At 57.8% G+C, this 17,149-nt stretch carries 21 protein-coding genes and 1 pseudogene; 14 read left to right on the plus strand and 8 right to left on the minus strand.

Going from position 1 to position 17,149, the window contains the following annotated elements:
* Window positions 1-23: 23 nt before the first annotated feature.
* Entirely contained in the window at window positions 24-818 is a 795-nt protein-coding gene (locus AWM69_RS05605; RefSeq protein WP_218725943.1) for an IclR family transcriptional regulator, read from the plus strand.
* Window positions 819-830: 12 nt separating this feature from the next.
* Here AWM69_RS05605 and AWM69_RS05610 read toward each other — a convergent pair whose 3' ends face one another.
* The 3 genes from AWM69_RS05610 to AWM69_RS05620 form a co-directional block, all read right to left on the minus strand.
* A complete protein-coding gene (locus AWM69_RS05610) occupies window positions 831-1,205 on the minus strand; it encodes a hypothetical protein (RefSeq protein WP_218725944.1) in 375 nt (124 codons plus the stop codon).
* 796 nt (window positions 1,206-2,001) lie between these two features.
* Window positions 2,002-2,688, minus strand: coding sequence for an LrgB family protein (locus AWM69_RS05615; RefSeq protein WP_131655023.1), 687 nt, complete (start codon window positions 2,686-2,688; stop codon window positions 2,002-2,004).
* Window positions 2,678-3,064 (minus strand): CidA/LrgA family protein, encoded by a 387-nt coding sequence (locus AWM69_RS05620; protein WP_131655024.1) that lies wholly within the window; start codon window positions 3,062-3,064, stop codon window positions 2,678-2,680. Before AWM69_RS05620 ends, AWM69_RS05615 begins: the two co-directional genes overlap by 11 nt.
* 99 nt (window positions 3,065-3,163) lie before the next feature.
* On the opposite strand from AWM69_RS05620, the gene AWM69_RS05625 reads away from it, so the two are divergent.
* Window positions 3,164-4,060: a LysR family transcriptional regulator gene (locus AWM69_RS05625; RefSeq protein ID WP_218725945.1), complete on the plus strand. Its 897-nt coding sequence runs from the start codon at window positions 3,164-3,166 to the stop codon at window positions 4,058-4,060.
* On the opposite strand, the gene AWM69_RS05630 is transcribed toward AWM69_RS05625, so the two are convergent.
* Entirely contained in the window at window positions 4,041-4,496 is a 456-nt protein-coding gene (locus tag AWM69_RS05630) for a flavodoxin (RefSeq protein WP_131655026.1), read from the minus strand. The genes AWM69_RS05625 and AWM69_RS05630 overlap by 20 nt on opposite strands.
* Before the next feature lie 133 nt (window positions 4,497-4,629).
* On the opposite strand from AWM69_RS05630, the gene AWM69_RS05635 reads away from it, so the two are divergent.
* Window positions 4,630-5,097 carry a PAS domain-containing protein gene (locus AWM69_RS05635; RefSeq protein WP_048378599.1) on the plus strand — a complete coding sequence of 156 codons (468 nt, stop codon included), beginning with the start codon at window positions 4,630-4,632 and terminating at the stop codon, window positions 5,095-5,097.
* A gap of 48 nt (window positions 5,098-5,145) precedes the next feature.
* Window positions 5,146-5,784 (plus strand): hypothetical protein, encoded by a 639-nt coding sequence (locus AWM69_RS05640; protein WP_131655027.1) that lies wholly within the window; start codon window positions 5,146-5,148, stop codon window positions 5,782-5,784.
* Here AWM69_RS05640 and AWM69_RS05645 read toward each other — a convergent pair.
* Window positions 5,754-6,689: a MerR family transcriptional regulator gene (locus AWM69_RS05645; protein ID WP_218725946.1), complete on the minus strand. Its 936-nt coding sequence runs from the start codon at window positions 6,687-6,689 to the stop codon at window positions 5,754-5,756. The genes AWM69_RS05640 and AWM69_RS05645 overlap by 31 nt on opposite strands.
* 202 nt (window positions 6,690-6,891) lie before the next feature.
* Here AWM69_RS05645 and folM point away from each other — a divergent pair, with 202 nt between their 5' ends.
* From folM to AWM69_RS05670, 5 genes are read left to right on the plus strand one after another with little or no spacing between them, the layout of a single operon-like run.
* Window positions 6,892-7,608, plus strand: a complete 717-nt coding sequence (folM, locus tag AWM69_RS05650; protein WP_218725947.1) for a dihydromonapterin reductase — start codon at window positions 6,892-6,894, stop codon at window positions 7,606-7,608.
* Window positions 7,609-7,632: 24 nt separating this feature from the next.
* Window positions 7,633-8,193 (plus strand): GTP cyclohydrolase I FolE, encoded by a 561-nt coding sequence (gene folE / locus AWM69_RS05655; protein WP_048378595.1) that lies wholly within the window; start codon window positions 7,633-7,635, stop codon window positions 8,191-8,193.
* Complete coding sequence (gene folX / locus AWM69_RS05660) at window positions 8,193-8,564, plus strand: dihydroneopterin triphosphate 2'-epimerase (RefSeq protein ID WP_048378594.1); 372 nt, start codon at window positions 8,193-8,195, stop codon at window positions 8,562-8,564. The genes folE and folX overlap by 1 nt, the downstream gene beginning before the upstream one ends.
* Window positions 8,565-8,594: 30 nt before the next feature.
* Window positions 8,595-8,891, plus strand: a complete 297-nt coding sequence (locus AWM69_RS05665) for a DUF1244 domain-containing protein (RefSeq protein WP_218725948.1) — start codon at window positions 8,595-8,597, stop codon at window positions 8,889-8,891.
* The gene (locus AWM69_RS05670; RefSeq protein WP_218725949.1) at window positions 8,884-9,225 is read left to right on the plus strand and encodes a HopJ type III effector protein; all 342 of its coding nucleotides are present in this window, start codon (window positions 8,884-8,886) and stop codon (window positions 9,223-9,225) included. Before AWM69_RS05665 ends, AWM69_RS05670 begins: the two co-directional genes overlap by 8 nt.
* A gap of 77 nt (window positions 9,226-9,302) precedes the next feature.
* Here the strand turns inward: AWM69_RS05670 and trxB are convergent, their stop codons facing one another.
* The gene (trxB, locus tag AWM69_RS05675; protein ID WP_131655032.1) at window positions 9,303-10,265 is read right to left on the minus strand and encodes a thioredoxin-disulfide reductase; all 963 of its coding nucleotides are present in this window, start codon (window positions 10,263-10,265) and stop codon (window positions 9,303-9,305) included.
* Window positions 10,266-10,580: 315 nt separating this feature from the next.
* Here trxB and cysZ point away from each other — a divergent pair, with 315 nt between their 5' ends.
* Together cysZ and AWM69_RS05685 are read left to right on the plus strand one after the other, a co-directional pair.
* A complete protein-coding gene (gene cysZ / locus AWM69_RS05680) occupies window positions 10,581-11,339 on the plus strand; it encodes a sulfate transporter CysZ (protein ID WP_218725950.1) in 759 nt (252 codons plus the stop codon).
* 40 nt (window positions 11,340-11,379) lie between these two features.
* Window positions 11,380-12,594 carry a glycosyltransferase family 1 protein gene (locus AWM69_RS05685; RefSeq protein WP_131655034.1) on the plus strand — a complete coding sequence of 405 codons (1,215 nt, stop codon included), beginning with the start codon at window positions 11,380-11,382 and terminating at the stop codon, window positions 12,592-12,594.
* Here the strand turns inward: AWM69_RS05685 and AWM69_RS05690 are convergent.
* Together AWM69_RS05690 and AWM69_RS05695 are read right to left on the minus strand one after the other, a co-directional pair.
* Window positions 12,591-13,073 (minus strand): glutathione peroxidase, encoded by a 483-nt coding sequence (locus tag AWM69_RS05690; RefSeq protein WP_131655035.1) that lies wholly within the window; start codon window positions 13,071-13,073, stop codon window positions 12,591-12,593. The two genes, AWM69_RS05685 and AWM69_RS05690, sit on opposite strands and share 4 nt — an antisense overlap.
* Before the next feature lie 121 nt (window positions 13,074-13,194).
* Window positions 13,195-13,680 carry a peptidylprolyl isomerase gene (locus AWM69_RS05695; protein WP_048378587.1) on the minus strand — a complete coding sequence of 162 codons (486 nt, stop codon included), beginning with the start codon at window positions 13,678-13,680 and terminating at the stop codon, window positions 13,195-13,197.
* Window positions 13,681-13,693: 13 nt separating this feature from the next.
* On the opposite strand from AWM69_RS05695, the pseudogene AWM69_RS05700 reads away from it, so the two are divergent.
* The 3 genes and pseudogenes from AWM69_RS05700 to AWM69_RS05710 all read left to right on the plus strand — a co-directional run bounded on the left by AWM69_RS05700 (window position 13,694) and on the right by AWM69_RS05710 (window position 17,065).
* A pseudogene (locus AWM69_RS05700) lies at window positions 13,694-13,997 on the plus strand (DUF3565 domain-containing protein).
* Window positions 13,998-14,059: 62 nt separating this feature from the next.
* Window positions 14,060-16,159 (plus strand): phosphate acetyltransferase, encoded by a 2,100-nt coding sequence (gene pta / locus AWM69_RS05705; RefSeq protein WP_218725951.1) that lies wholly within the window; start codon window positions 14,060-14,062, stop codon window positions 16,157-16,159.
* Window positions 16,160-17,065, plus strand: a complete 906-nt coding sequence (locus AWM69_RS05710; RefSeq protein WP_218725952.1) for an acyltransferase — start codon at window positions 16,160-16,162, stop codon at window positions 17,063-17,065.
* Window positions 17,066-17,149: the final 84 nt, after the last annotated feature.

Consider the following 17,149-nt stretch of genomic DNA (forward strand, 5'->3'; position numbering starts at 1 on the left):
CGTCCCGAGATCCCAGAGCCTCCATGGAAAAGCCCCGCAGCAGCAACGACAGCACCGGCAAGCAAAAAGTGCGTTCCGCCGAGGTCGGTACGGACATCCTCAAAGCGTTGGCCGAGTTATCACCCTCGACCTCGCTCTCGCGGTTGGCCGAGCACGTGCAAATGCCTGCCAGCAAGGTGCACCGCTATTTACAGGCGCTGATTGCCAGTGGTTTTGCTGAACAAAATATCGCCACCAACCATTACGGCCTGGGTCGCGAGGCATTGCGTGTGGGCTTGGCCGCACTGAGCAGCATGGACGTCCTCAAAGTCGCCGCCTTGCCCCTGGCAGAGTTGCGCGATGACCTGAACGAAACCTGCTTTTTGGCGGTGTGGGGGAATCAGGGGGCGACCGTGGTGCATATCGAGCCGGCAGTACGGGCGATTACCGTGGTCACTCAATTGGGTTCGGTGCTACCGCTCCTGAGTTCATCCACCGGACTGGTGTTCAACGCCTTTCTACCCGACCGCGAAACCGCAGAGTTGCGCGAGCAGGAGTTGGCACACGATCAGATTCATCCTTTGGCGAAAGCCGAGGATTACGCCGCATTACGCGAGCAAATTCGCCAACGCGGTTTGCATTTCGTACACGGTTTATTGATGCCGGGCGTGGATGCGTTGTCCGCCCCCGTGTTCAGCGCCACCGGGCAAGTAGCCGGGGTGCTGACCGTGGTCGGCCCGACGTCGCTGTTCCACGCTGACGAAAACGGGCCCGCAGCCAAACGGTTATTGGCCGCGAGCCAGGCCATCAGCTGGCGCATGGGTTATCAGCCAGGCTGACAACCCGCGGGATCATAGATCCCACTTGTATCTGGATTCGTCCAGCAAGTGCTGGATCATTTTTTCGACGTCATACAAAGACAGCGTGTGGATCCGGTAAGTGTCTTCGAACGTCCACGGCTTGGCATACACGCCTGAAAGGCTTTGGTTATAGGTCGGTGCCACCCCGCGTTCAAGGCTGTCGGTACCAATATCGACCAGTGATTGAGTAAAGGTAAGCTTGGGGTCTACCACCGCATGAACCGTGTTGACGTATACATCGTCACATAACATCCCCGATGGCTTGAGCTGCTCGTTCAAGAAGGCTCGTACGCGTTTGGCGTATGAAGCGATGTCATTCGACGTGATGATGCGTGGACTTGAGGGGAGGTCTTTCGGGTCAATCATTGCACTACTCCTGTTACTGCTCCCTGCCTATCAAAGCCTCATGCTGTGATTAAGTCTGCAGTGAACAACCTGGTGAGTGCGCATTACACCCCGTGCTCGCGCCTGGTGCGCGGTACAAGATTATCGCGTGACATCCGTCCCTGAACGCCCACGCCAGAGACCGCCTCGGTCCTATAGGACTGTTGCCGAAAACGTAACAGAGATTGTCGCAAAGCAGGCTTACTCCGACACGGCCAAGCTTTTATTCTGGATGCATCTCCAGAGCGATGAAGTCGCTCTGCTACTCTCTTTAAGTGCTTGGCCTTTAGCGGCCAGTCGCCCCCCCGATTTACCCTGACGTTGATTTGTAGCTCCTTGATGAACGTCTTCTTTGGCCGCTGTTCTACAGCGGCCTTTTTTATGCCTGTTATTGGCGAGCCTTGCGTTTACGAGACGCTACAACACCCCCACGCAGGCTGCGCCAAGGAAACCCCAAAACCTGTAGCAGCAGTCGAGCGCAGTGAGGCCGCGTCCGGGTCTGCGCTGAATGGATAGTTACGACGGCTACGCCGCCGGACGCGGCCTCGTTCTACTCGTCCGCTGCTACAAACGGCCTTTGTAGCCGCTGCCGCAGGCTGCGCCAAGGACACCCAAAGTCCGCAGCGCGGCCGCGTCCGGGTCTGCGCTGAATGGATAGTTACGACGGCTATGCCGCCGGACGCGGCCTCGTTCTACTCGTCCGCGGCTACAAACGGCCTTTGTAGCCGCTGCCGCAGGCTGCGCCAAGGACACCCAAAATCCGCAGAGCGGCCGCGGTTTAAAAGATGCTTGTCAGCAACGGTGCGGCAAACAGGTTGAGAATACCGGTCAGTACCATCACCAGGCCTGCGACCGAGCCTTCTTCGCTACCCACCTCTCGGGCACGGCTAACACCTGCTCCGTGGGCTCCAATACCGAACAACGCACCGCGGGCCAGACTGCTGCGCAGTGGCAACCACTTGAGCAGAAGACCGCCCAGCAGCGCACCCAATACACCGGTGAACATCACAAATACGGCGGTGAGTTCTGGTACCCCGCCCAAGTCCTGGGCCAGGGGCATGGCAAACGGTGTGGTGATGGAACGGGGCACCAGTGACATCGTTAATGAGGTATCGAGGGCCAATGCCCGGGCCAGCCAGAATGAGCTGCCAATGGAGGCTGCGCTACCCGCCAGCATCCCCAGCAACAAGGCCCCCCAGTGCCGGGCCAACAGCTGACGCTGTTGCCAGATAGGTACTGCAAAGGCCACGGTCACCGGCCCCAGTACCAGCATGAGCCAATGGGTGTTGCTCGCGTATTCGGAGTACGCGGTATGCAATGGCACCGCGACAGCGAGCAACAAGGCCGGGACCAATATCAGCGGTGATAGCCAATAGCGTCCGGTGCGGCCATACAGCCAGCGGCTCAGGCCATACGTAAGCAGGGTGAATATCAGCCAGAACATCGGCATCACCTCAAACTTCATGGCGCATCCTCCATCGGCACACAGCCTCCACGGTAAACGCGGTAACCACCATGACCAGCAAGGTACTGACACCGATCACCAGCAGGATGCGCCAGCCTTCATCGCGCACAAGTACGCCGTAGTCGAGCAAACTCATCAACGCAGGAATAAAGAACAGCAGCATTTCAGCCATCAATACGCCCGCCCCCAGTTGCAGGGTCGCGGGCTTGATCCAGCCCAGGGCAAAACCCAGTAACAGCAGCGCCATGCCGACCACACCACCGGGTATGGGCAAATGCCACACGCTCGCGAGTTGGCACCCGAGCAAGTAGATGGCGAGCAGTACGGCCAATTCGCTGACCAGCCGACCCAAGCGTTTTACATCAAAGCGTTTCATGTTGTTTCCATTCCAGACTGGGCTTCAGTGTAAAGAGCCCCCTTCCATCCCTAAAACGAATTGTTAGACTGGCAACCATTCCAAAGTGGAATCACGGTCATGGAATTCAAGCAGCTACGAACATTTGTCGAGGTCGCACATCAGGGTGGTTTCACTCAGGCAGCGCACACTCTGCATATCAGCCAGTCAGCGGTAAGCAAACAGGTCGCTCAGCTTGAGCACAGCCTCGCCACGCCTTTGTTCGATCGACTGGGTTCCCATGTACGCCTGACGGCGGCAGGTAATGTGGTGCTGCAACGTGCTGAAAGCATGCTGCGTTTGCACAGGGAGTTACTGAGTGAGCTTGATGATTTGAGCCATTTGACACGCGGCGAGCTGACGCTGGGGTTGCCATTGCTGGGCAGTGATGCCCTGTTCGCCAGATTGTTTGCCGAATACCGGCGGCGCTACCCGAATATTCAGGTGCAGTTACTTGAGGGGGGCAGCTTGAATATTGAGCAGGCGGTATTGAGCGGCGAAGTGGAACTGGGCGGCAGTCTGACCCCCAAAAACCCGGCCTTCGCTTACCAGCCGTTCTGCGATGAACCGCTTGACGCTTTACTGCCCGCCGACCATCCCTTGGCAGAAGACGGCAGCGTGCGCCTGGAGCAATTGGCCGACACCCCTTTTTTACTCTATCAACGCAGCTTTGTACTCAACGACCGCTTGCTGCAAGCCTGTCAGCAAGTTGGCTTTACACCCAAAGAAGGCGGCCGCAGTGGCCAGGCGGATTTTCTGGTGGCGCTGGTGGCCGCCGGGCAAGGGGTTGTCTTGTTGCCAAGCGTGGTTGCACGCGGCCTGGTACGCCCCGGCGTCGTGCGGTTGAAGCTGGTTGCACCCGACTATTTACGCTGGGATATCGCGTTTATCTGGCGAGACGGGGCGTATTTGTCACGGGCAGCTCAAGCCTGGCTTGAGCTGCTGCGTGAACACCCGGTTACTGGGTCAGTGCTTTGATCAAGTCTGCCAGCCAAGGCTCGGCATCACTTTCTGGGGTGACGCTCTCGCTGGAGTCCAGACGGAGCATAGGCAGCACTTCATTCACTCCCAGCTCGGCGAACAACTCGCGCATTTGCTCGCCCCCGCCGCAGAAGGTATCGCCATAACTCGAATCGCCCAGCCCCATCACCGCACCCGGCAAACCACGCAAGGCAGCCGGTAACTGGTCACGCAGGGCGCTGTAGAGCGGGATCAGATTGTCCGGCAGCTCGCCCATGCCCGTGGTAGAGGTCACGGCCAAAATGGCTTCTGGCGCAAACGCCAGAACCTCGTCCAGGGTTGCACGCGGGTTGAGCATGACCTCAAACCCTGCCTCGGCAAGCAGTTGCCTGGCATGACGAGCGACTTCTTCAGCGGTGCCGTACACCGAGCCGGAAAGAATGGCGACTTTCATCAATCTGATCCTGTAACTGTCTAAAAGGTCTGGATGTTAACAGGTGAGGCAGCGCTTCGGGGATGGCAACTGGACGGCTCGCAGCCATGCCCTAGAATAGGCCTATTTGCCCGCCAGTCAGGAGCGACTACCGATGATCAATGCCCGTTTACTGCAACGCATGATAGACGCGACCCAGGACGGCATTGTGATCGCCGAACAGGAAGGCGAAGACAACATCCTTATTTATGTGAACGCTGCTTTTGAAGCACTCACCGGCTACAGTCGCGATGACATTCTTTATCAGGACTGCCGCTTCCTGCAGTCAGGCGATCGTGATCAGCCGGCGCTGGCGCTCATCCGCAAAGCCATCGCCAGTAGACAACCGGTCCGCCAGGTACTGCGCAACTACCGCAAGGATGGTTCTCACTTCTGGAATGAGTTGTCGATCACCCCGGTATTCAACGAAAGCGATCAACTGACTTACTTTATTGGCGTGCAAAAGGATGTCACCCCTCAGGTAAAAGCCGAGATGCGGGTGGCCCAGTTAGAAGCCCAACTCAGCGCGGTACAGGCAGAGCTGGAAGCACTGAAGGCGACGAGCGGTTATAACAAAACGTAAAAATCGCGGTCTGTACCTACCACTACAGACCCTTTTTTCGAGCCCCTCATGCCACACGATGCTCTTTTGACCCAGGAAGAGCTGGATTTCATCCAGTCGATGCATCACAACCCTCTGTCGAATACAGGGGAAGCATCGTCAAGCCTGGTGGTCAACGGGGTCTCTCAAATACGCGATTTGCTGACACGTTTGGCAGCTCATGAGCACGTCACGATCCACGCTCATATTGCCAATCAGCACATGAGTTTTCCGCTGCGTCTGGTCGAAGACGAATTCCATACCCAGCACCTGGAGCTGGGAACACCCAGCATCTTCGAAGACGGTCCCAAGGCCCGGCCGTGGCGCATGACGTTGCCAGAACCGGTCCCACTGGAAAACATTCGTGGCAAGCCCGGACATTTATGGATCACCGAAATGTCGTTCAAGGGGCTATTGGTTGAAGTGCGTAACGACGCCCGCCCGCCTCGCCAGTTTTCGCAGTGGTTCAGCCCCGGCGGCCAAGAGCGCATAGCCCTGCGTGGCACCCTGGAACGCAAGACTGAACTGGGCTTATACGCCTATCGCCTGAGCCAGCATGACCACGACGAAACCGAACGGTTGCGCCAGTTCATCCTGCATCGGCATCGCCTGGCACACCCCGAACTGCACGCCAGCACTCAACCCTTGAGGTCAGCGTCAAGCCGTTGATTCATCAGCCCGGCGTCACTGCCCAAACAGCCAATGGATGAACCTGCCAACGCTTCCTGGGCAACATTGGCTGCCTCACCCGCCAGCAATAATGAACAGTTCAAGGTGTTTGCCAGACGCAGCAGCCGTCGAACATGCGCAGTGCTCAACGCTTGGTTGGCAAACAGCACCACGGCCTGAGGCTTCAACTTCTCGCAAATCAGTGATAACTCGCCCAATGGCTGTCCAACGGCCAAAACCCTGACCACCCGATCGGATCGGGTCAGGAGCAAACCGGCGACCAGCAATTCCAGCTCATGGCACAGCTCGGGCAGCGCCACCAAGACGACACATTGCCGGGCACCCGCGGCCTGCAAGTGAAGACGATGCTGGACGCGCCCGCGCAAGAACCCATCCAGAAGCAGCCATTCGCTGGTGCGGCCAAATTCGTCCTGCTCTCTGAGCAACTGCTGCCACAACGGCAGAAATATGGTCTGGAATACGATGTCGACCGGATAGATCGAGAAAACCTGCCCATACAGACGTTCAAGTTCCGCCTCATCGAAAGCGCTGAGAGCGGTCCGGATACTCAAATGCCATTCGCTGTATTCGTCAGTTTCGATCCCTGCCTGCAGGCAACTTGATCGGGGCTCACGCGTTAACAAGTCACCTACTTTACTGACGGTGACACCACGCTCAATCCAGCCAAGCACACGACGGACTGTCTCGATATCCGTCATGGAATACAAACGATGCCCACTTTCGGTGCGTGTTGGCTGTATCAATCCATATCGCCGCTCCCAGGCACGCAGTGTCACCGGATTGACACCTGTGAGGCGGGCTACTTCACGAATCGGATAAAGATCTCCCGGCGCAGATGAGTCAGCGGTCAGCGCAACGGGTTCAATATCAATAATCATGGGCATATGAGAGCCATCGACCAAATGTAGGTAACGCATTCTACGCAATATGTCGCTACACCGCCTTGAGATACATACAGCGCGCCTCCCCTACGTCAAACAGGTTACCCAGAGACGCTTTGGCCCAGGCATGGCCGTTGCGCAACAGACGCTGGTATAGTTTTGTCATTACGCCACCACCCCGCTGTTTCTTTAGACCGAGCCTGTCATGCCTTCTACTTCTGCCCCGATCCTGATCACTGGCGCCGGACAGCGCATAGGCTTGCATTGCGCGCAGCAACTGCTGGCTGAGGGCTTTCAGGTAATCATCAGTTACCGCACCGAGAAGCCGGGCGTACAAGCCCTGCGTGATCTGGGTGCGACAACGTTGCTCGCCGACTTTTCGACCCCGGACGGTATCCTCGCTTTTATCGAGCGGCTCAAAAGCCATACCGATTGCCTGCGAGCCATTGTCCACAATGCATCGGCGTGGCTGGCGGAAAGTACCGACACCGAAATCAATGCGTTCAATCACATGTTCAACGTCCACATGTTGGCGCCCTACTTGATCAATCTTCATTGCAGCGACCTGCTGGAACGCTCAACACCTGCCGACATCGTGCACATCAGCGACGATGTCACCCGTAAGGGCAGCAGCAAGCACATTGCTTATTGCGCCACCAAAGCCGGACTCGACAGCCTGACTTTGTCATTCGCAGCTAAACTGGCGCCACGCATCAAAGTCAACGGCATCGCCCCGGCGCTGGTGCTGGTGCTGTTCAATCCTGACGACGATGCCGCGTACCGCACCAAGGCGCTGGCAAAATCCGCACTGGGCATCGAGCCCGGAGCCGAGGTGATCTACCAAAGCCTGCGTTATTTGCTGGATAACCCCTATGTCACCGGAACGACCCTGACCGTCAATGGCGGCCGGCATCTCAAATGAGCCGCCCCGCGAGGAAGTATTTTCATGAGCGCATCACTGCCTGAGCACTATCGCGAGATCCTTGTGGGTCTCGGTGAAAACCCCGACCGCGAAGGCTTGCTCGACACCCCAAAGCGTGCGGCTAAAGCCATGCAGTATCTGTGTCGTGGCTATGAGCAAAGCGTGGAAGAGATTGTAAACGGCGCCCTGTTCTCATCAGACAACGATGAAATGGTGATCGTCGCCGATATCGAGCTGTACTCCCTGTGCGAACACCACCTGCTACCGTTTATCGGCAAGGCGCACGTGGCGTATATCCCGACCGGCAAAGTGCTGGGCCTGTCTAAAATTGCCCGTCTGGTCGACATGTTCGCCCGCCGCCTGCAAATCCAGGAAAACCTCACTCGGGAAATCGCCGACGCCATTCAGAACATCACCCAGGCGGCTGGCGTAGCCGTCGTCATTGAAGCCAAGCACATGTGCATGATGATGCGCGGCGTAGAAAAACAGAATTCGACCATGAACACTTCGGTCATGCTGGGCGCGTTTCGTGAGCCAAGCACCCGTATGGAATTCTTGCAATTGATTGGACGGAGCAAGCCGTAATGTCACAACTTCAGCCAGGAATGGCCCGCATTCGCGTCAAGGACCTGTGCCTGCGCACCTATATCGGGATCAATGAAGAAGAGATCCTCAACAAGCAGGATGTGTTGATCAACCTCACCATCCTTTATGCCGCCCAGGATGCCGTGCGCGATAACGATATTGATCACGCACTGAATTACCGAACCATCACCAAGGCCGTGATCCAGCACGTCGAAGACAACCGTTTCGCCCTGCTCGAACGCATGACCCAGGAATTGCTGGATCTGGTGATGGCCAATACTGCCGTGCTGTATGCCGAGGTCGAAGTCGACAAACCCCACGCCCTGCGCTTTGCTGAATCCGTATCGATTACGCTCGCGGCGAGCCGCTAAGCTGCCAATTTCTCAATCCAGGTGCCCCCTATGACGCCCCAAGAACGCCTTGAACTCGAAGCTGCCGCCTTCCGCCGGCTTGTCGCACACCTGGACAGCCGCAAAGACGTGCAGAACATTGACCTGATGAACCTCTCGGGTTTCTGCCGCAATTGCCTGTCCAAGTGGTACAAGGCCGCGGCTGACGAGCGGCAGATCGACCTCAGCCTCGATGATGCCCGCGAAGTGGTTTACGGCATGCCGTACGCCGAATGGAAATCCCTCTACCAGAAAGAAGCCAGCGGCGAACAATCCGCGGCGTTTGTCTCAGGAAAAAAGCATGACTGATTTAAAAACCCTGCGCGCCAGCCTTAACCGGGGCGAACATCTGTTTGCCGACACCCTGGCGTTTATTGCCGCGCATTACGACTACCAGCCCCAGGCGTTCAACAACGGCGGCGTGGAAAATGCCGCCGGGCAAAATGAAGGCTCGTGCAAAACCCTCGGCCTGGCCCTGCTGGAAGGCTTTAGCGATCAGGAAGCACTGCTGGCCTTTGGCGAGCACTATCGCTCGGTACTGGCGACGCCGGAAGGCACCGATCACGGCAACATTCGCGCGCTGATGGCTCACGGCCTGGCTGGCGTTAAATTCCCTGCCCGTCCGCTGGCACGCAAGGCCTGACACCCTCCCGCTGTTTCAGCGCACGAGCACGCACAAAAAAACCGGCCGAGGCCGGTTTTTTCATGCACCCAGGATCATCAGAACGCGGCGTTCTGCAGGCCGTCCAGGTAGCGCTCGGTGTCCAGTGCCGCCATGCAGCCGGCGCCTGCCGAGGTGATGGCCTGGCGGTAAACGTGGTCAGCCACGTCGCCAGCCGCAAACACACCTTCAATGCTGGTAGCGGTAGCGTTGCCTTCACGGCCACCCTGCACAACCATATAGCCGTCTTTCAATTCCAGCTGGCCTTCAAACAACGAAGTGTTCGGGGTGTGGCCGATGGCGATAAACACACCGTCCACTTTCAGCTCATCAAAGCTGCCGTCGTTGTTTTTCAGGCGGGCACCGGTCACGCCCATGTTGTCACCCAACACTTCGTCCAGGGTCGCGTTCAGCTTGAGCTCGATCTTGCCTTCAGCAACGCGGGCATGCAGCTTGTCGATCAGGATCTTTTCGGCGCGGAACGTTTCGCGGCGATGAACCAGAGTCACTTTGCTGGCGATGTTGGCCAGGTACAGCGCCTCTTCCACAGCAGTGTTACCGCCACCGACCACAGCCACAGGCTTGTTGCGGTAGAAGAAGCCGTCACACGTGGCGCAAGCAGAAACACCCTTGCCCATGAAAGTTTCTTCAGACGGCAGGCCCAGGTAACGGGCACTGGCGCCAGTAGCGATGATCAGCGCGTCACACGTGAAAGTGCCGCTGTCGCCCTTGAGGGTGAACGGACGGTTTTTCAGATCCACTTCGTTGATGTGGTCGAAAATGATTTCAGTCTCAAAACGCTCGGCATGTTCACGCATGCGCTCCATCAAAACCGGGCCGGTCAAACCGTGGACATCGCCCGGCCAGTTGTCGACTTCGGTGGTGGTGGTCAATTGACCGCCCGCCTGCATGCCCGTGATCAGCAGTGGTTTGAGGTTGGCGCGAGCCGCATAGACAGCAGCGCTGTAACCGGCAGGGCCTGAGCCCAGAATAATCACACGCGAATGACGTACTTCAGACATGACTCACTCCTATGACCGCCCGCAGTGAAGCAGGGTCGGAACGCCGCTTTAGCGGCGGGAATAAAAAGGAACCGCAAAGGCTTTCAGGGTGTACCTGAAACGCGCTGGTCCTGAAAAATGTGTGGGTGCAGCGTATCGAGGTGGCAGAGATTAAGGAAATACCGTTTAACAATCCAGCTCATAGCAGGTCTCTATGTGACCTGATGCGTTCCACAGACGCCTTTGTAACAGTTATTGTCGAACCCGACCCAAGGCTTTCGCCCTTCAGGCAAAGCCGTTAAGGTCGGCCGGTTTTCCATCTGCTCGGAGCACCTTATGCCCGCCCCCGTTCTTTCAGGCCCCCAATACCTGCGTGAAGGCTTCAAGCTGATACTCAGCCCCGGCCTTCGTCTGTTCGTGCTGCTGCCGCTATTGATCAACCTGGTGCTGTTCGTCGGGTTGATCTATTTTGCCGGTCATCAGTTCAGTCTCTGGGTTGATGCCCTGATGCCTTCATTGCCCGGCTGGCTCAGTTTTCTCAACTACTTGCTGTGGCCACTGTTTGTAGTACTGGTCGTGCTGATGGTGTTTTTTACCTTCACCATGCTGGCCAACATCATTGCCGCGCCATTCAACGGTTTTCTCTCGGAGAAGGTCGAAGCCGTGGTGCGCGGGATCGATAACTCCCCGCCCTTCAGTTGGGGTGAGCTGGTTGCCATGGTGCCGCGTACCCTGGCCCGCGAAATGCGCAAACTGGGCTACTTTCTGCCGCGGGCCATTGCCTTGATGATCCTGTCGTTCATTCCCGTGCTCAACCTGATTGCAGCGCCTTTGTGGCTGTTCTTCGGGATCTGGATGATGGCCATTCAGTACATCGACTACCCGGCGGATAACCACAAGCTGGGCTGGAACGAGATGCTCGCCTGGCTGCGCGAAAAACGCTGGCAGAGCCTGAGCTTCGGCGGGATTGTGTATCTGGTGCTGCTGATCCCGGTGGTCAATCTGCTGATGATGCCGGCGGCAGTGGCGGGAGCGACGTTATTCTGGGTGCGTGAACGCGGTGATGAGGCGCTAAGCGCGTCCAGCCGCGGCTGAGCACTTCACAAATCCATCATCGACGTGACACACCGTCGTCATGTCATCAGCCGAAACTGATGCCATGACGACAGCACTGCATATCTCCCTGATTACAGAAACCTTCCCTCCCGAAATCAATGGTGTGGCCAATACCCTTGGCCGGCTGTATGAGGGGTTGCGGGCACGCAATCATCAAGTAGAACTGGTACGCCCGCGCCAGGCTGGCGACAGCAACCAGCGCAGCAATCACGAACTGATGCTGTGCCGGGGCTGGCCATTGCCGGGTTATCCTGGCCTGCAATGGGGCGTCACTTCGACACAACGATTGCTGAAGCGCTGGCAACAACAGCGTCCGGATGTCATTTACATCGCCACCGAGGGCCCACTGGGCTTGTGCGCCCTGCGCGTCGCCCGACGTTTGGGCATCGCCGTGATCAGCGGCTTTCACACCAACTTCCAGCAATATTTCAGCCAATACGGTCTGGGCCTGTTTACCCGGGCCCTGATGCATTACTTGCGCTGGTTTCATAACCGCTCGACCCTGACGCTGGTACCCAGTGCCAGCCAGCACCTTGAACTGGAGCGCAGGCATTTTGAACGCCTGGAGTTGTTGGCACGCGGTGTCGACAGCCAGTTATTCAGCCCGTCCAAACGCCAGAATGCCTTGCGCCAGAGCTGGGGGCTCAGAGAAAACGATATCGCCCTGCTGCATGTGGGACGACTGGCTCCGGAAAAAAATCTGGGGGCGCTCAAACACTGCCTCGACGCACTGCAAGCGCGTTATCCGCAACGACGTTTCAAGTTGATTGTGGTGGGCGACGGACCAAAACGGGTGTCACTGGAAGCCTCGTTGCCGGAAGCGATTTTCTGCGGGGTACAGTCCGGCGAGGCCTTGGCCATGCACTACGCCTCTGGCGACGTGTTTTTGTTCCCGAGCCTGACCGAGACGTTCGGCAATGTGGTGCTCGAAGCCCTGGCCGCCGGGCTGGGCGTCGTGGCGTATGACGAAGCCGCGGCCGGACTGCATATCCGGCATGGCTACAACGGCGTGCTGGCCATGCCCGGCGATGAACATGCCTGGATCGAAGCCGCCTGCTGGTTGCTCGAAGAGCCCGAAACCTTGCGAACCATACGACTCAATGCCCGCCGGCATGCCAGCCGACACGGCTGGCCCGACATCATCGAACAGTTCGAAGGTCAGCTGTTGCGTGCGTGCGACAGCGAAACCCGGCTGGTGGCCGTGCCGGCTCCCGTCACAATCAAAAAACCCTAGAGCAGAGCCTTTTCAATCGCCTGAATCACCGAGGCCTCGTCCGGTGCCGTGCGAGGCGAAAAGCGCGCCAGCACTCGACCGTCCTGAGCTACCAGGAATTTCTCGAAATTCCAGGTGATATCCCCCGGAAACTCAGCCCCTTCGCCCGCCAGCAAACGATAGAGCTGATGACGGTCAGCGCCGTTGACGTCCAGTTTGCTGCTCAAGGGAAAACTGACACCGTAATTCAAGCTGCAAAACGCCTGGATTTCTTCTTCGGTGCCCGGTTCTTGTCCGGCGAATTGATTACACGGCACTCCCAACACACTGAAACCCTGGCCTTTATACTGCTGATACAGGTTTTCCAGTGCAGCGTATTGAGGGGTCAAACCACATTTTGAGGCGACGTTGACCACCAATACCACTCTGTCCTTGAGGGTTTCCAATGGCAGCGGCGTGCCATCCAGTGCGTCTAATACCAGTTCGTGAAAAGCGCTCATGACGGACTCCAAGATTCCGGGACAGTGTTCAAACAATCGCTCAGACAATCGTCAAGGATGAAAAAAGGCGCCCGTAGGCGCCCTCTTCTGGCTAGCTCGAATGTGAGCGTAGCAGCAGTGATCAGTGCTGATGACCGCCTTCACCGTGGACGTGACCGTGAGCAACTTCTTCTTCGCTCGCGTCACGAACAGCCACAACCTTCACTTTGAAGTTCAGGCGCTGACCGGCCAACGGGTGGTTGCCATCAACGGTTACGTCGTCACCGTCCAGATCACGGATGGTCACGATCTGCATTTGGCCGTCCGGCGCCGAAGCGTGGAACTGCATGCCGACTTCCAGTACGTCAACGCCTTCGAACATGCTGCGGTTCAAGGTGCTGACCAGCTCGGCGGAGTATTCGCCGTAAGCGTCTTCTGGCTCAACGGTAACATTCAGTTCATCACCAACGGCCTTGCCATCCAGTGCCTTTTCCAGACCCGGGATGATGTTACCTGCGCCTTGCAGGTAAACCAGCGGTGCGCCGCCGGCAGAGCTGTCGATGACCTCACCAGCGTCGTTGGTCAGGGTATAGTCGATGGAGACAGCCTTATTGGCGGCGATCGTCATGGGGCGAGACCTTTTGCAAAAAAATAATGAGTGCGCAAGTTTAACCAAGCAATCGCCTGAAAGCGAACACAACCAAACAGAACCAAGACCAACGGATCACTTTGAAAACTTCAACAATCATTGAATGGCGTCAAGATGACGAGGGGCATTGGGTAGCCGTACTGTCTTGCGGTCATACTCAGCACCATCGTCACCAGCCGCCCTGGCAATCCCGGGCATGGGTCCTTGACCCCCAGCAACGTCAATTAAAAATAGGCCAGCCCTTTGTGTGTGGCTGGTGTGCTCAAGAGGCAGATAGCGCTAATCTTGGCAATTGATTCTTGGCATACGCCCCGTTCATCGGGTGTTGCCCTTGCACTGCTCACGTCAGGAAGCTCGCATGCAAACTTTCTTTATCGCCCCCACTGACTTCGGTGTGGGCCTGACCTCTATTAGCCTTGGCCTGGTGCGTACGCTGGAGCGCGCGGGTTTGAAAGTCGGTTTTTTCAAACCGATTGCCCAGCCGCACCCCGGAGATCTCGGGCCTGAACGCTCGACCGAGCTGATCGCCCGCACCCATGGTCTCAAGCCGCCCAAGCCGCTGGGACTGGCGCATGTTGAACGCATGCTCGGCGACGGCCAGCTGGATGAACTGCTCGAAGAGATCATCAGCCTCTATCAAGAAGCGGCCATTGGCAAAGACGTGCTGATCGTCGAAGGCATGGTCCCGACCCGCACCGCCAGCTATGCAGCACGGGTCAACCTGCACCTGGCAAAGAGCCTGGATGCCGAAGTGATTCTGGTCTCGGCACCTGAAAACGAAGTGCTCACCGAGCTCTCCGGCCGCGTCGAGTTGCAAGCCCAGCTGTTTGGCGGGCCCAAAGACCCGAAAGTGCTGGGTGTGATCCTGAACAAGGTGCAGACCGACGAAAGCATGGACGTCTTCTCGGCACGTCTGAAAGAGCATTCGCCGCTGCTGCGCAGCGGTGATTTCAAACTGCTGGGCTGCATTCCATATCAACCTGAACTCAATGCACCGCGCACCCGCGACGTAGCTGACTTGCTCGGCGCCCAGGTACTGAATGCCGGAGACTACGAAACGCGGCGCATGTCGAAGATCATTTTGTGCGCCCGAACCGTCTTGAACACCCTGCAATTGCTCAAGCCGGGCGTGCTGGTCGTCACCCCCGGCGACCGCGATGACATCATCCTGGCCGTCAGCCTCGCCGCAATGAACGGTGTACCGCTGGCTGGCTTGTTGCTGACCAGCGACACCCAGCCCGACCCGCGCCTCATGGAACTTTGCCGAGGGGCATTGCAAGCCGGGCTGCCGGTGTTGTCGGTCAGCACCGGCTCTTACGACACCGCCAACCGTTTGAACAGTTTGAACAAAGAAATCCCGATCGATGACCGCGAACGCGCGCAAATCATCACCGACTTTGTTGCCAGCCACCTTGACGCCCAATGGCTGCACCAGCGCTGCGGCACGCCTCGGGAAATGCGCCTGACACCTGCAGTATTCCGCTATCAACTGATCCAGCGCGCCCAGCAAGCCAACAAGCGCATCGTCCTGCCCGAAGGCAGCGAGCCGTTGACCGTGCAGGCCGCGGCTATCTGCCAGGCACGCGGCATCGCGCGTTGCGTGCTGCTGGCCAAACCCGAAGAGGTTCAGGCGGTGGCCAAGGCTCACGGCTTTGAACTGCCTGAAGGGCTGGAGATCCTCGACCCGGACCTGATTCGCGCACGCTACGTCGAACCGATGGTGGCGTTGCGCAAGACTAAAAGCATCAATGCTCCGATGGCCGAACAACAGCTCGAAGACACTGTTGTGATCGGCACCATGATGCTGGCGCTGGACGAGGTCGACGGCCTGGTTTCGGGCGTCATCCATTCAACGGCCAACACCATCCGCCCTGCCCTGCAACTGATCAAGACCGCACCGGGTTGCACGCTGGTGTCATCGGTATTTTTCATGCTGTTCCCGGAACAGGTACTGGTCTACGGCGACTGCGTGATGAACCCGCACCCGTCTGCCGCGGAACTGGCCGAAATCGCCCTGCAGAGCGCCGACTCGGCTGCCGCCGTCGGGATCACCCCGCGCGTGGCGATGATCAGCTACTCCAGCGATGAGTCGGCCAGCGGTGAAGAAGTCGAGAAGGTTCGCGAAGCCACGTTGCTGGCCCATGAAGCGCAACGGGGATTGTTGATCGATGGCCCGCTGCAATATGACGCCGCCGCCAATGAAGCCATTGCCAGACAACTGGCGCCTAACAGCCAGGTGGCTGGCCGGGCCACGGTGTTTGTATTCCCCGACCTGAATACCGGCAACACCACCCACAAAGCTGTACAGCGCAGCGCCGATTGCGTCAGCCTTGGCCCCATGCTGCAAGGCTTGCGCAAACCGGTGAACGATCTGCCACGGGGCGCGCAAGTGGACGACATCGTCTACACCATCGCCCTCACGGCGATTCAAGCCGATAACCGACCTATGGATGTGTAAATGCTGGACTTTCTGCCTGCGCCGCTACGCGGTGTGATTGCTTCACTGCTGCTGGCGATCAACACCATCGTGTGTTGTACACCGCTGTTCGTGGTCGCCCTGTTCAAACTGTGCCTGCCGTTTCCGGCGGCACAGCGGGCAACCGACTGGCTGATGCGCCATATCCACGAAGCCTGGATCAGCAATAACTCGCGCTGGATGGATTTACTGCGCAAGACCCGTTGGCACATCAAGGGCCTGGAAGGCCTCGACTATGAACACTCGTACCTGATCACCAGCAACCACCAGAGCTGGGTCGACATCATGGTGCTGCAATACGTGCTCAATAAACGCATCCGGCCGCTGAAGTTTTTCCTCAAACAGGAACTGATCTGGGTGCCGGTGATTGGCCTTGCCTGGTGGGCCCTGGGCTTCCCGTTCATGAAGCGCTACTCCAAGGCCTACCTGGCCAAACACCCGGAGAAAAAAGGCGCAGACCTGGCCACCACCCGTAAAACCTGTGCCAAGTTCAAAGACCAGTCCGTGGGCATCTTCAACTTCGTTGAAGGCACGCGCTTCACCGAAGCCAAGCATGCGCAGCAGAACTCGCCGTTCCGTTACCTGCTCAAGCCCAAGGCCGGTGGCATTGCTTTCGTGCTGGATGCCATGGGTGAGCAGCTGCAATCGATCGTCAACGTGACCATCCACTATCCGGGCGGGCGTCCGGGTTATTGGGATTTGTTGTGTGGCAACGTGCGCGACGTGGTGGTGGTGTTTGAGGAATTGAACATACCGGCTGAGTTTATCGGCAAGAACTACGATCAAGACCCTGAATACCGGCTGGCATTTCAAGGGTGGATCAACCAGTTGTGGGAAGACAAGGACCGGCTGCTGGGTGAGTTGCATCGCAAATACCCGCCGTGCTGACCCAACCTCTGCAGGAGCGCGCTTGCCCGCGCGAGAATCACCCCGGTGTCTCAGACTCACCGGGGGCATTGCGAGCAAGCGCGT

The sequence above is a fragment of the Pseudomonas sp. D1HM genome (assembly GCF_019266105.1).
GTDB classification, from domain to species: Bacteria; Pseudomonadota; Gammaproteobacteria; order Pseudomonadales; family Pseudomonadaceae; genus Aquipseudomonas; species Aquipseudomonas taetrolens.

Excerpts from the sequence above, each read along its gene's own strand:
- AWM69_RS05605 (WP_218725943.1), top strand. The coding sequence starts at position 24 with ATGGAAAAGCCCCGCAGCAGCAACGACAGCACCGGCAAGCAAAAAGTG.
- AWM69_RS05610 (WP_218725944.1), bottom strand. The coding sequence starts at position 1,205 with ATGATTGACCCGAAAGACCTCCCCTCAAGTCCACGCATCATCACGTCG.
- AWM69_RS05615 (WP_131655023.1), bottom strand. The coding sequence starts at position 2,688 with ATGAAGTTTGAGGTGATGCCGATGTTCTGGCTGATATTCACCCTGCTT.
- AWM69_RS05620 (WP_131655024.1), bottom strand. The coding sequence starts at position 3,064 with ATGAAACGCTTTGATGTAAAACGCTTGGGTCGGCTGGTCAGCGAATTG.
- AWM69_RS05625 (WP_218725945.1), top strand. The coding sequence starts at position 3,164 with ATGGAATTCAAGCAGCTACGAACATTTGTCGAGGTCGCACATCAGGGT.
- AWM69_RS05630 (WP_131655026.1), bottom strand. The coding sequence starts at position 4,496 with ATGAAAGTCGCCATTCTTTCCGGCTCGGTGTACGGCACCGCTGAAGAA.
- AWM69_RS05635 (WP_048378599.1), top strand. The coding sequence starts at position 4,630 with ATGATCAATGCCCGTTTACTGCAACGCATGATAGACGCGACCCAGGAC.
- AWM69_RS05640 (WP_131655027.1), top strand. The coding sequence starts at position 5,146 with ATGCCACACGATGCTCTTTTGACCCAGGAAGAGCTGGATTTCATCCAG.
- AWM69_RS05645 (WP_218725946.1), bottom strand. The coding sequence starts at position 6,689 with ATGCCCATGATTATTGATATTGAACCCGTTGCGCTGACCGCTGACTCA.
- folM (WP_218725947.1), top strand. The coding sequence starts at position 6,892 with ATGCCTTCTACTTCTGCCCCGATCCTGATCACTGGCGCCGGACAGCGC.
- folE (WP_048378595.1), top strand. The coding sequence starts at position 7,633 with ATGAGCGCATCACTGCCTGAGCACTATCGCGAGATCCTTGTGGGTCTC.
- folX (WP_048378594.1), top strand. The coding sequence starts at position 8,193 with ATGTCACAACTTCAGCCAGGAATGGCCCGCATTCGCGTCAAGGACCTG.
- AWM69_RS05665 (WP_218725948.1), top strand. The coding sequence starts at position 8,595 with ATGACGCCCCAAGAACGCCTTGAACTCGAAGCTGCCGCCTTCCGCCGG.
- AWM69_RS05670 (WP_218725949.1), top strand. The coding sequence starts at position 8,884 with ATGACTGATTTAAAAACCCTGCGCGCCAGCCTTAACCGGGGCGAACAT.
- trxB (WP_131655032.1), bottom strand. The coding sequence starts at position 10,265 with ATGTCTGAAGTACGTCATTCGCGTGTGATTATTCTGGGCTCAGGCCCT.
- cysZ (WP_218725950.1), top strand. The coding sequence starts at position 10,581 with ATGCCCGCCCCCGTTCTTTCAGGCCCCCAATACCTGCGTGAAGGCTTC.
- AWM69_RS05685 (WP_131655034.1), top strand. The coding sequence starts at position 11,380 with ATGTCATCAGCCGAAACTGATGCCATGACGACAGCACTGCATATCTCC.
- AWM69_RS05690 (WP_131655035.1), bottom strand. The coding sequence starts at position 13,073 with ATGAGCGCTTTTCACGAACTGGTATTAGACGCACTGGATGGCACGCCG.
- AWM69_RS05695 (WP_048378587.1), bottom strand. The coding sequence starts at position 13,680 with ATGACGATCGCCGCCAATAAGGCTGTCTCCATCGACTATACCCTGACC.
- pta (WP_218725951.1), top strand. The coding sequence starts at position 14,060 with ATGCAAACTTTCTTTATCGCCCCCACTGACTTCGGTGTGGGCCTGACC.
- AWM69_RS05710 (WP_218725952.1), top strand. The coding sequence starts at position 16,160 with ATGCTGGACTTTCTGCCTGCGCCGCTACGCGGTGTGATTGCTTCACTG.